This window comes from Kordia algicida OT-1, from assembly GCF_000154725.1.
GTDB lineage: Bacteria > Bacteroidota > Bacteroidia > Flavobacteriales > Flavobacteriaceae > Kordia > Kordia algicida.
Map to the genome: position 1 here is coordinate 4,760,006 of NZ_DS544873.1, position 13,072 is coordinate 4,773,077.

The 13,072-nt window shown below is 35.8% G+C and carries 12 protein-coding genes; 11 read left to right on the forward strand and 1 reads right to left on the reverse strand.

Translation table 11 applies throughout. The features are described 5' to 3' along the window. Positions 1 to 207: 207 nt before the first annotated feature. Positions 208 to 609: a hypothetical protein gene (locus tag KAOT1_RS20440; protein WP_007096812.1), complete on the reverse strand. Its 402-nt coding sequence runs from the start codon at positions 607 to 609 to the stop codon at positions 208 to 210. Between the two features lie 161 nt (positions 610 to 770). Between KAOT1_RS20440 and KAOT1_RS20445 the strand changes: the two genes are divergently transcribed. The 11 genes from KAOT1_RS20445 (at position 771) to acs (ending at position 13,038) form a co-directional block, all read left to right on the forward strand. After that, positions 771 to 1,574, forward strand: coding sequence for a DNA alkylation repair protein (locus tag KAOT1_RS20445; RefSeq protein WP_007096813.1), 804 nt, complete (start codon positions 771 to 773; stop codon positions 1,572 to 1,574). Between the two features lie 148 nt (positions 1,575 to 1,722). Further along, positions 1,723 to 2,142 (forward strand): transposase-like zinc-binding domain-containing protein, encoded by a 420-nt coding sequence (locus KAOT1_RS20450; RefSeq protein ID WP_007096814.1) that lies wholly within the window; start codon positions 1,723 to 1,725, stop codon positions 2,140 to 2,142. Between the two features lie 108 nt (positions 2,143 to 2,250). Continuing rightward, positions 2,251 to 3,495: a hypothetical protein gene (locus KAOT1_RS20455; RefSeq protein ID WP_007096815.1), complete on the forward strand. Its 1,245-nt coding sequence runs from the start codon at positions 2,251 to 2,253 to the stop codon at positions 3,493 to 3,495. A 12-nt stretch (positions 3,496 to 3,507) separates the two neighbouring features. After that, a complete protein-coding gene (locus tag KAOT1_RS20460; protein ID WP_007096816.1) occupies positions 3,508 to 3,771 on the forward strand; it encodes a DUF4212 domain-containing protein in 264 nt (87 codons plus the stop codon). 28 nt (positions 3,772 to 3,799) lie between these two features. Further along, on the forward strand, positions 3,800 to 5,575 hold the full coding sequence (locus KAOT1_RS20465; protein WP_007096817.1) for a sodium:solute symporter family protein: 1,776 nt from the start codon (positions 3,800 to 3,802) through the stop codon (positions 5,573 to 5,575). Positions 5,576 to 5,660: 85 nt separating this feature from the next. After that, a complete protein-coding gene (locus tag KAOT1_RS20470) occupies positions 5,661 to 5,855 on the forward strand; it encodes a hypothetical protein (protein ID WP_007096818.1) in 195 nt (64 codons plus the stop codon). Next, positions 5,848 to 8,538, forward strand: coding sequence for an ATP-binding protein (locus KAOT1_RS20475; protein ID WP_007096819.1), 2,691 nt, complete (start codon positions 5,848 to 5,850; stop codon positions 8,536 to 8,538). Before KAOT1_RS20470 ends, KAOT1_RS20475 begins: the two co-directional genes overlap by 8 nt. Before the next feature lie 21 nt (positions 8,539 to 8,559). Then, positions 8,560 to 8,922, forward strand: a complete 363-nt coding sequence (locus tag KAOT1_RS20480) for a response regulator transcription factor (protein WP_007096820.1) — start codon at positions 8,560 to 8,562, stop codon at positions 8,920 to 8,922. 77 nt (positions 8,923 to 8,999) lie between these two features. Further along, positions 9,000 to 9,224 carry a hypothetical protein gene (locus KAOT1_RS20485; RefSeq protein WP_007096821.1) on the forward strand — a complete coding sequence of 75 codons (225 nt, stop codon included), beginning with the start codon at positions 9,000 to 9,002 and terminating at the stop codon, positions 9,222 to 9,224. Further along, positions 9,221 to 11,116: an acetate--CoA ligase gene (locus tag KAOT1_RS20490; protein WP_007096822.1), complete on the forward strand. Its 1,896-nt coding sequence runs from the start codon at positions 9,221 to 9,223 to the stop codon at positions 11,114 to 11,116. The genes KAOT1_RS20485 and KAOT1_RS20490 overlap by 4 nt, the downstream gene beginning before the upstream one ends. A 14-nt stretch (positions 11,117 to 11,130) precedes the next feature. Beyond that, positions 11,131 to 13,038 carry an acetate--CoA ligase gene (gene acs / locus KAOT1_RS20495; RefSeq protein ID WP_007096823.1) on the forward strand — a complete coding sequence of 636 codons (1,908 nt, stop codon included), beginning with the start codon at positions 11,131 to 11,133 and terminating at the stop codon, positions 13,036 to 13,038. Positions 13,039 to 13,072: the final 34 nt, after the last annotated feature.

A 13,072-nucleotide genomic window follows, 5' to 3' on the forward strand; every position in this document is an offset into this window, starting at 1 on the left:
AGTTTTTCCCTAAAAGAAAAACTAAAAATACCTCTGGAAAAGTTCCCTTTCTTTTGTTTCTTTTCTTTGGGTAAGCAAAGAAAACGAAAATAAAACACTGAAAATGAATTACATAACAAAATCATCTCTAAAATTACTATAAATATAAATTGATTGATTTATATCGAACTGACGTTAATTTATATAATGATTACCAAATTCTCAGCACTATTTAGAGATTTTTTGAAGGCTAAAAGTCCAAGTTTTTCCATCTTTATTCCAAGCAATTCCATTCATTTTATTACCTGCAATATCACCAATTTGAATTGATGTATTACCTAAAGCAATCATCACTTTCTTACCATTCTGACTCCAAATATCTTCCTCATCTTTAAAAGAAACAATGCTACTTCGCATGGTATTAGTTTTATAAGCAACTTGTCCGTCGGCTAAAAAATGGTACTCGTAAAAATCGCCATCAGAATCGGTTCCCGACCATTTTGTATTTGCAATGCTAATAGCATTATTTTTTACGTTACTAACAGCCTGATTTGACTTGCAGGAAAACGTGAGCAATGCTACCGTGATAAAAAATACACAAGTAATTCCGTAATGTTTCAATTTTTGCATAAAGTTTCTTTTATCAGATGAAACTACGGGTTTCTCTAGCAAAATCAAAATGACACTTAAAAAAACCACTTCTAGTTTAAAAGGTTATAATTAAAACCATGTGGAAATGGCAAGATATTTTGAGAATTATGTACTTTAGAAACGTCTAAAATTCTATACAAATGATTCCTGAACATATCGCCAATCGAAAAGGACCGAGAAGCCTGAAAGATTTAAATCCTGAAGTGATAGCATATTTAAATCAAGGTTTGGTTGAAACTAAAAATTTAATGGAATGGCTCGCAACCGATCAATTGTTCTTATTGAAATTAGTACTGAAAGAACTCAATAAGCAAGCTTGGTTTCCAGATTTTGAAGTCGCCGTAAATGCGCAGAAAAAACCAACGGCAAATAGCAATACCAAAGTAATTGGAGAAACGTTTGGTTTGCTAACGACTAATGCAAAAGTGTATGAAAAACTAAAAAATCATACTTCCGATTTGGTGCGTTGTTGGGCATGTTGGGCAGAAAGTACACAACAAAATACAGTTTCTAAATTGCTAAAAACTATGAAGCCCTACGCTGCCGACACACATTTTGGTGTTCGCGAGGTCGTAATTTTTGCGACGAAAGAACGAATGATTGCTGATTTGGACACTTCCGTAGCATTGCTAACGAAATGGACAACTAACGAAGACGAGAACATTCGGCGTTTTGCGGTAGAAGCATTGCGGCCAATTGGCGTTTGGACAAAGAAAATAACTGCTTTTCAAGAAAATCCTGCGAAAGCGTTGCCCATTTTAAATCCTTTAAAATCTGATGCTTCTAAATATGTACGTGACGCTGTTGGTAATTGGTTGAACGATGCTAGCAAATCACAACCAATTTGGGTAGAAAGCCTTTGTGAAAAATGGAAAAAAGAATCTCCAACCAAAGAAACGGCATACATTATAAAAAGAGGAATGCGAACTATTTTAAAAAAGTAAAACAAAATCGGACATATCATATTAGTAAAAAGAAATGTTCTTATGACAATCAAACGAATGGACATAATTATGTGAAAAATCAAATACTTTAAAACATCAAACTTTATTTTTGTTGCTAAATTGATATATTTATGCTAAATTAGTATATATGAAAATAGAACTGTGTCCTAATTGTGGTTCAGATAGTTATATAAAAAGCGGAATTGTTAACAACAGACAACGTTACAAATGTAAAAAATGCAACTACTTTTTCTCGGTAAACAAAATAGGAAAAAAGATTGATGATTATTATGTCAATAAGTCGCTTCAATTGTATTTAGAAGGATTGACCTATCGTGAAATTGAACGTATTTTGGGAATTTCGCATGTAAGTATTATGAACTGGGTGAAGAAATACAACATTAAACGTCCATACAATTCTACGTATCATCCTACCTATAAAATACTCAATGCTGATGAACTCGGTAACTACTTCCAAAATGCCGAAAACGTCAAAGGTGCAGGAGTTATTGTTACAGAATTGGGTGACAAATTTATGTTGATAAAGTGGGAACGTTTCAAAGATTAGTATAGTAAATTAACAAAAAAATATAGTTATTTTTATTTATCTCGCTGTTTTTTAGAGTTTAGCATTGCACACAAAACCAATGTAACACTAACTAACCCTTTAAAAACAATGAGAAAACTAACACTTTTATTGGTCGGACTATTGCTAGTCTCTTTCCAATATACCAACGCTCAAGGTGCGCCAGATTACAATGGCGGAATGAAAGTAAAACTCAACGAAGATGGTTCTAAATACTTCCGAATCATTTCATGGGCGCAAATTTGGGCACAACATAATTCAGACAGACCTTTGGATGCCAACGGAAACGAACAAAGTGATTTAAATTTCAGTTTGCGTAGAGCTCGTGTACTTATGTACGCACAAATCAACAAACGATTCCTAATTCTTACACATTTTGGACTCAACAGTCTTAACGGAGATAATTTATCACCAACAGGGAAAGGAGACAGCGCACAACTGTTCTTTCATGATGTTTGGGGACAATTTACACTCACAAAAGATCACGCCATTGGTGGCGGTTTGCATTACTGGAACGGGATTTCTAGAGCCAATAATCAAAGCACGTTAAACATGATGACTCTGGACAATCAGCGTCAAGCTTGGGCTACGATTGGTCTTTCAGATCAATTTGCACGTCACATGGGTGTATATCTCAAAGGGAAATTTAACAAATTCCAATACCGATTAGCAATCAATGATGCCGTAACAAACAACTTACAAGAAGCAGCAACACCATCACCTGGAGGAGCTGCCGTATATGCCGGAAGACGTTTATTAGGTTCAAAAGATGCTGGTAGAACCTACGCTGGATATTTTGACTATCACTTTTTAGATCAAGAATCTAACTTTTTACCTTACAAAGTAGGAAGCTATTTAGGTGGTAAAAAAGTATTCAATATTGGTGCTGGATTCTTCTTTCATCCAAAAGGCTCAGTAATCGCAAACACTGCAGGTGAATTGGCAGGAGAAGATGTATCTATTTATGCTGTCGATGCTTTTTACGATGCGCCAATTGGAGGAAAAGGAGCAGCAATTACTGCATATGCTCTAGCACAATTCAGTGATTACGGAAAAGACTTTACTTTAGGAAGAACCTATGAAACAGGTTCGTTACTTCACGGACACTTAGGATATTTATTTGCAACAGAAAAAGCAACGAAATTTCAACCGTATGTACAATTTGATAGCAGACAAATAGATGCAATTGATGACAATGCCACTTCTTTTGGTATAGGGATAAATACATATCTTAGTGGACATCATTCAAAACTTAGCCTTGAATATTTCAACACAAAATATGGTAATACCGATGCAATAAGTACCTTAACGCTTCAAGCAATGATTTACCTATAAAACCAACCAATTATGACCGATGACAAACAAAAACGCGCAAAAGCGTACTGGAAAGAAAACATAAAATACCTCGCCATTTTACTAGCTATATGGTTTGTGGTTTCCTATGGTTGCGGAATTCTGTTCAGAGAAGAACTCAATCAATTTAGACTTGGCGGATTCAAACTAGGTTTCTGGTTTGCACAACAAGGATCTATTTACGTATTCGTAATTCTCATCTTCGTTTACGTACGATTAATGAACAAATTAGACAAAAAATACGGTTTCGACGAGTAACCCTAACTAACAAAAAATATAAATTATTATGAGTGTACAAACGTGGACTTGGATCTTAGTAGGGATAACTTTTGCCCTATATTTCGGAATAGCAATTTGGGCTAGAGCAGGCTCAACAAAAGAATTTTACGTTGCTGGCGGAGGCGTTTCTCCTTTAGCAAACGGAATGGCAACAGCAGCCGATTGGATGAGTGCCGCATCCTTTATCAGTATGGCAGGGTTGATCTCCTTTATGGGATATGATGGCTCTGTATTTTTGATGGGATGGACAGGCGGATATGTATTATTAGCATTGCTCTTAGCACCGTATCTGCGAAAATTTGGAAAATTTACGGTGCCCGATTTTATTGGAGATCGATATTACTCAAATACTGCTAGAACAGTCGCTGTAATCTGCGCGCTAATTGTATCATTTACCTATGTTGCAGGACAAATGCGTGGTGTGGGAATTGTATTTTCTCAATTTTTACAAGTAGATATCAACTTAGGTGTCATCATAGGAATGACAGTAGTTTTAATCTTTGCTTTTTTAGGCGGAATGAAAGGAATTACATATACACAAGTAGCACAATACTGTGTGTTGATATTCGCTTTTATGGTGCCAGCATTTTTTATCTCTATGCAAATGACAGGAAACATCATTCCACAAATAGGAATGGGCGGTGAAGTAGAATCCGGCGGTTTTCTCTTGGATAAACTTGATAAACTGCATACGGAACTCGGTTTTAACGAATATACTAGTGGAACAAAATCTACTTGGGACGTATTTGCAATTACCTTAGCATTAATGGTTGGAACAGCAGGATTGCCACATGTAATTGTACGTTTCTTCACAGTGCCAAAAGTAAAAGACGCTCGTAAATCTGCTGGATTGGCATTATTATTTATTGCCATTCTATACACAACAGCACCAGCAATTGCAGTATTTTCTAGAACAAATTTGATAGAAACTGTAAGCGAAAAAGAATACGAAGAAATTCCTGCATGGTTTAAAAATTGGGAAAATACAGGACTCATTGCGTGGGCAGATAAAAATGGCGATGGAAAAATTCAGTATGTTGCTGGAGATGCATTATCAAAGAAAAAACCAGAATATACAGCAGAAAGAGGCGCGCATGGAGAACGTTTAGTTTCCAATGCAAGTACAGCAAAAAATGAATTGTATGTAGACAGAGACATTATGGTATTGGCAAATCCAGAAATTGCTAAACTTCCAAACTGGGTCATTGCATTGGTTGCCGCAGGTGGATTGGCAGCTGCTTTATCAACCGCAGCAGGATTATTATTAGTAATCTCAACTTCTATCTCTCACGATTTAATCAAAAAACAATTAAAACCAAACATTTCAGACAAAGGAGAATTATTAGCAGCGCGTATCGCAATCTTAGTTGCAATTATCATTGCAGGATTGTTCGGAATTTATCCACCAGGATTTGTCGCCGCCGTCGTCGCCTTGGCATTTGGTTTGGCAGCCGCATCATTTTTTCCAGCCATTATTTTGGGAATCTTTGACAAACGGATGAACAAAGAAGGTGCTATTGCTGGAATGGTTGTCGGAATCGTATTGATGCTTTTCTATATGATTCGTTACAAAACAGGATTAATTGGCGTATTAGATCCATTACCAAAAAGCGAATGGTGGTTTGGAACATCTCCTGAAGGCTTTGGAACAATTGCGATGATTGTAAATGTAATTGTATCTGTAGTCGTTTCAAGAATGACTGCTGCACCACCAAAAGATGTACAAGAAATGGTAGAAAATATCAGAATACCTTCTGGAGCAGGAGAAGCTTCAAGTCATTAATTTAAATGATGTTAGTTCAAAAATCAACATTACTTTTTGGTAGTGTTGATTTTTCTTAAATTTAAATAGTAAACAATTCAGTCAAATGAAAAAACGGCACGAGCAAAAATTAGTAGTATTAGCTATAGCGTTGTTATTGTTATTCAATATTCCTTTTGTGTTAACATTCAACAAAGGAGGTGCGTTATTAGGAATTCCTACATTTTACTTTTCTATTTTTTCTATTTGGTTGATTTCTATTATCATTTCATATATCGTGTTAAAACGTCATTATGAATAATTATACGCTCGTTTTTATCATCATTAGTTACCTTTCGGTACTCTTTTATGTGGCGTTTTTGGCAGAAAAAAAACGGCAGAGTAAATGGGTAAACAATCCGTATGTGTATACATTTTCATTAGCAGTATATTGTTCTGCATGGACGTATTATGGAAGTATTGGAATTGCAGCAAACTCCGGAATCAATTTCTTGCCAATATATCTCGGACCAGTTATTGCGGCACCGTTGTGGATAATTGTACTGCGGAAAATCATTCGAATTTCCAAACAACATAAAATATCTTCCATTGCCGATTTCATTTCTTTGCGTTACGGAAACAACCGATTTTTGGGCGCATTGGTCACACTTGTTTGCCTTTTTGGAACATTACCATACATTTCATTACAGCTAAAAGCAGTTTCGGAAACCTTTGAAATTATGGCAGATGAAACCAGTTATGTATCTACAACAGTATTTGACGATTCTACGTTTTATGTAGCATTACTTTTAGCAATTTTTGCCACTTTTTTTGGGACTCAAAATACCGATGCTTCGGAAAAACATAAAGGAATCATCGCATCTGTTGCTTTTGAATCTGTCATCAAGCTAGTATTCTTCCTCATAATTGGGGTGTACATTACATTCTACTTATTTGATGGAACCTCCGATATTTACAACCAAATGAGCAATATGGAAAATTTCAAGCAATTAATTACGCTTGGAAGTGTAGAAAATGGTTTTGATTGGTTTTTTATGATTGCACTAGCGTTTATTGCAATTTTTCTCTTGCCTAGACAATTTCAAGTATCCGTTTTAGAAAATAATCGTGAGAAACATCTAAAAAAAGCAATTTGGCTATTTCCATTATACCTTTTACTCTTTAATTTCTTTGTAATTTTTATCGCTTGGGCAGGAAAACTCACTTTTGGCAACACACAAAATGCAGAATATTACACTTTATTACTTCCGCTAGAAAATGGCAATTCGTTTTTGGCAACCTTGGTATTTTTAGGAGGATTTTCAGCCGTAATTTCTATGGTGATTGTTTCGACTTTGGCATTATCTACGATGGTAAGTAACAACCTAATCATTCCGTATGGTTTCTTAGATAAATTCATCAAAAATCAGCCAGAGCGAAACTCAAAATACATCAAAAACATTCGTAGAATTTCTATATTTCTCATCATTATTGGAGCCTATTTCTTTTATGTTTCCTTCTCTAAAGAATTATCGTTGTATGCGATTGGATTAATTTCATTTGTCATCATTTCACAATTGGCACCATCATTTTTTATCGGATTATTCTGGAATCGCGGTGCTTCCAAAGCAGCAATTATTGGAATCATTGTTGGAACATTTATCACATTATATACATTAGTATTACCATTTGTATTGCAAGCGTATACGGGAACAAACGATTTTATTCAATATGGACTCAACGGAATCACTTGGTTAAAACCACATGCATTGTTTGGAATTGACTTTTTAAGTCCGCCAGCACACGCGTTCTTTTGGAGCATAACTTTTAACATCCTTTGTTATCTCACATTTTCACTAACCACTAAAGGAAACTATCGCGAACGAAACTATGCTGAAATGTATGTAGATAGTAGCAACTTTACCACGTTACAAGACAATGCATTAGTATGGAAAGGAGAAGCGTATGTAGCAGATATTAAAAATGTATTAGTTCGTTTTTTGGGAGAAAAAAAAGCGACACGTGCGTTAAAAATCTTTTTTACAAAATATAACTTATCGCCAAACACACAATTGGCAGATGCGCGATTAATCAACTTTTCAGAAAAACTATTGACAGGTAGTATTGGTGGAGCTTCCGCAAAAATACTCATTGCAAGTGTGGTAAAAGAAGAACAAATAAGTTTGGTGGAAGTGTTGAAAATACTTGAAGAATCAAAAGAAAATATTGTTAGTAATAAAATGCTTCGTGAAAAATCGGAAGAACTCTCGCAACTATCTTCCAAATTAAAAAATGTCAACGAAGAACTTGTTACAAAAGACAAACAAAAAGATGAATTTTTAGACACTGTCGCACACGAATTAAAAACACCAATTACAGGAATTCGTGCTGCAACCGAATTATTGATGGATGATGAAGATGACATGCCAAAAGACATGAAAAATCAGTTTCTAAAAAATATCCTGCAAGATTCTGATCGTTTGGCGCGACTCATCAATAATATTCTGGATTTTGAAAAACTAGAAACAGGTCGTTTGCATTTAGATTTACAAACCAACGATCTTCAAAAAACCATAAAAAAAGCAGTAGCAAGCATTCAGCAAATTGCTTCCAAGAAAAATATAACCATCAACGACAAAACGGCACATGCTATTACTATAAAATATGATGAAGATCGCATTCTGCAAGTATTGACAAACTTATTATCAAACGCTATCAAATTCTGTCCTACAGAAAAAGGCGAAGTTACAATCGATTTTAAACTAGGAAATGGAGAAGTTGAAGTAACAGTAAAAGATAACGGAAAAGGAATTCCAGCAGAAGATCACAACTATATTTTTGATAAATTTTATCAATCAAAACATCAAAATACCATCAAACCACAAGGCAGCGGATTAGGACTCGCTATCACCAAACAAATTGTGGAAAAACACGGAGGAAAAATATGGGCAAAAAAAGCGGTAAAAAATGGTGCAACACTTGTTTTTACGTTACCTTTTGACTAAATTGGTGTCAGTTATAAAACAATGAAGAAAATATTAATTGTCGACGATGAACCAAACATCGTAATGTCGCTCGAATATGCTTTTAAAAAGCAACAATTTGAGGTGTTTATTGCCAGAGATGGAAGTGAGGCATTAGAGATATTACAACATCAAACACCAGATGTAGTTTTACTAGATATTATGATGCCAAACGTAGATGGATATCAAACGTTGACACACATCAAAAAAAATGACAGTTTACAACATACAAAAGTTGTGTTTTTAACTGCAAAAAATAAAGCTTCAGATATTGAAAAAGGATTACAACTTGGAGCAGATAAATATTTAACAAAACCTTTTTCAGTAAAAAAAATAATTTCAGAAATTCTGGAATTAGTTACTTAGAAACAGTCTTCTAAGTCTTTTAAAAAAGTATTGGTTTTGTGTGCAAACAAACAATATTTAATTAAAGTTTCGAAGACATGAAATTACGTATCAACCCATTAGCATCAGATATTATCATAACTATCTACGCTATTGTAACACTCTTTTTTAGGTTTAAATTTGAAACCGAAGCCACTGTAAGTACTATGAATTCTTTGGTCATGGGCATATGTTTTGTAGTCATAATTTGGGTTTTAATAAAACTTAAAGTACTCAATCCGAACTGGTTTGGTTTATTCAATCCAAAAAAATCGAAGTCATGAACTACCAAGAATTCTATCAAAAAAGTATAGAACAACCCGAAGTTTTTTGGCAAGAACAAGCAAATCAACTCGATTGGCATACAAAACCCAAAACAATACTTTCCAAAGATCAAAACAAGTATTATCAATGGTTTGAAGATGGTAAACTCAATCTGAGTTATCTGTGTATAGACAAACATATTCACGATGGTTTTGGCGATCAAAATGCAATCATCTACGATTCGCCTGTCACTCAAAAAAAACAGCACATTACCTTCTATGAATTGCGTGAAGAAGTCTCTAAATTAGCTGGCGGACTGCAACAACTCGGACTTCAAAAAGGCGATACATGTATCATTTACATGCCCATGATTCCGCAAGCAATTTATGCAATGTTGGCATGTGTGCGAATTGGCGTTATCCATTCAGTGGTTTTTGGTGGATTTGCGCCACATGAACTCGCTATTCGTATTGATGACTGCAAACCGAAAGCAGTCATTACAGCATCGAATGGAATTGAAATTAAACGAATCATTCCGTACAAACCTTTTGTAGATGAAGCAATTGAAAAAGCAACGCACAAACCAGAAAATGTCATTGTTTTTGATAGAAAATTAGGTGTAGAAATTCCGCAAAAAAAGTATGATGTAGATTATACTTCTCTAGTTGAAAATGCACTTTCTATAGAAGCAATTCCGCTAAAAGCAACACATCCATCATACATACTATACACTTCGGGAACAACAGGAACACCAAAAGGAATCATTCGTGATACAGGCGGTTATGCAACGGCATTAAAATTTTCAATGAAATATGTATATGGCGTTGAAGAAGGCGATACGTATTGGGCAGCAAGCGATGTTGGTTGGGTAGTAGGACACAGCTATATTGTATACGGACCTTTATTGCATAGAAATACAACCATTCTTTTTGAAGGAAAACCAATCAAAACACCTGATGCTTCTACGTTTTGGCGAGTTATTAGTGAACACAAAGTAAAAGTAATGTTTACGGCACCAACAGCTATTAGAGCGATCAAAAAAGAAGATCCAGAAGGAAAATTATTAGCAAAATTTGACATGTCTTGTCTAAAATATCAATTCCTAGCAGGTGAACGTTGTGATGTTGCCACACTCAATTGGACAAAAGAAAAACTCAATGTTCCTGTCATCGATCATTGGTGGCAAACGGAAAGCGGTTGGCCAATGTTAGCAAATATGGTTGGTGTAGCATTACAACCGATAAAAGCTGGATCGGCAAGTTTTCCCGTGTGCGGATATGACATTCATATTGTAAATGAAGCTGGCGAAAACGTAGCCGCAAATAGCGAAGGATATGTCGTTGCAAAATTACCATTGCCTCCTGGAACATTACAAAATCTCTGGGGAAATCCAGAACGCTTTCAAAAAGGATATCTAGAACGTTTTCCTAACTATTATTTTTCTGGCGATGGCGGATACAAAGATGAAGATGGATATGTATTTATAACCGGACGTGTAGACGATATCATCAACGTAGCAGGACATCGACTATCTACTGCAGAAATGGAAGAAGTTGTTTCGTCTCACAAATCGGTGGCGGAATGCGCAGTATTTGGTGTGCATTGCGAAATAAAAGGACAAAAGCCACTTGGTTTGGTCATTTTAAAATCTGGAGAAAGCCTTGAAAAAAACAACATTCAACAAGAAATCATACAAGAAGTACGACAAGAAATTGGCGCCGTAGCATCATTCAAAGATGTATTGATTGTAAATCGATTGCCAAAAACCCGTAGTGGAAAAATTCTACGTAAATTACTGCGAAATATCGCCGATAAAAACGAATATAAAATTCCATCAACTATTGATGATGTAACCATAATTAATGAAATACAAGCCATTTACAAAGATCATCGTATTGGCATTTACAAATAAAAAAATAAACAACCATGAGTAATTACCATATAAAACACTTAGAAGAATATTACCAAGTATACCGAAAATCTGTCCGAAATCCTGAAGTATTCTGGGAAGAAATTGCCGAAGAACATTTCCTTTGGCGAAAAAAGTGGGACAATGTACTGAGTTGGGATTTTACCAAGCCAGAAGTCAAATGGTTTGAAGGCGCACAACTTAACATCACTGAAAATTGTATTGATCGTCATTTATATACACGAGGCGACAAAACTGCCATTATTTTTGAACCGAACAATCCGGAAGAAGAAGCACAACATATTTCCTATCGTGATTTACATGACAAAGTATGTCGCTTTGCCAATGTATTGAAAGAACAAGGCATTCAAAAAGGCGATCGTGTATGTATTTATTTACCCATGATTCCCGAATTAGCGATTTCCGTATTGGCGTGCGCGCGAATTGGAGCAATTCATTCGGTAGTCTTTGCAGGATTTTCTTCCACAGCATTATCAACTCGAATTAACGATGCAACTTGTAAAATGGTAATTACGAGTGATGGATCGTATCGTGGTGCAAAAACCATCGATTTAAAAGGAATTGTAGACGAAGCTTTGAAAGATTGTGATTGTGTAGAAAATGTATTAGTTGCCAAAAGAATCAACTCTGACATTCACATGGAAGAAGGACGCGATCATTGGTTGCAACCTTTGCTTGATGAAGCCTATCACGACTGTGTTCCTGAAATTATGAATGCCGAAGACCCATTATTCATTCTCTACACTTCGGGTTCTACAGGAAAACCAAAAGGAATGGTACATTCTACCGCAGGTTATATGGTGTATAGTGCGTACACATTTAAAAATGTCTTCCAATACCGTGAAAAAGATGTGTATTGGTGTACGGCAGATATTGGTTGGATTACCGGACACAGTTACATCGTATACGGACCATTATGTAATGGCGCAACTACGGTAATGTTTGAAGGTGTGCCAAGTTATCCAGATTTTGGACGTTTCTGGGAAATTGTAGAAAAGCACAAAGTGAATCAATTTTACACCGCACCAACTGCCATTCGTGCCTTAGCAAAAGAAGGTGTAGAACATTTAGAAAAGCACGATTTATCATCGTTAAAAGTATTAGGAACCGTTGGCGAACCAATCAACGAAGAAGCTTGGCATTGGTATGATGATAACGTTGGGAAGCGAAAAGCGCCAATTGTAGATACGTGGTGGCAAACCGAAACAGGCGGCATTATGATTACGCCAATTGCTTTTGCAACACCAACAAAACCGACGTATGCAACCTTACCATTTATAGGAATTCAACCTGCGTTGATGGACGAAAATGGTAAGGAAATAAAAGGAAATCAAGTAGATGGACGATTATGTATCAAGTTTCCTTGGCCAAGTATGGCACGAACTATTTGGGGAAATCACCAGCGATACAAAGACACGTATTTTTCAGCATACGAAAACAAATATTTTACAGGCGATGGAGCGTTGCGCGATGAAGTTGGTTATTACCGAATTACGGGTAGAGTAGATGATGTGATTATCGTTTCAGGTCATAATTTAGGAACTGCGCCAATTGAAGATGCGATCAACGAACATCCTGCGGTGGCGGAATCGGCAATTGTAGGTTTCCCACATGATGTAAAAGGAAATGCATTGTACGGTTACGTAACGTTAAAAGAAACAGGCGAAAGTAGAAATCATGATAATCTTCGCAAAGAGATCAATCAGATTATTACGGAACAAATTGGACCGATTGCAAAGTTAGACAAAGTACAATTTACACAAGGTTTGCCAAAAACGCGTTCAGGAAAAATCATGCGACGTATTTTACGAAAAATCGCTGGAAAAGATGCGGATAACTTAGGTGATATTAGTACGCTATTGAATCCGGAAGTTGTTCAGGATATTATGGATAATGCGTTGTAGTAGAAAACGTCATTCTGAACTTGATTTAGAATCT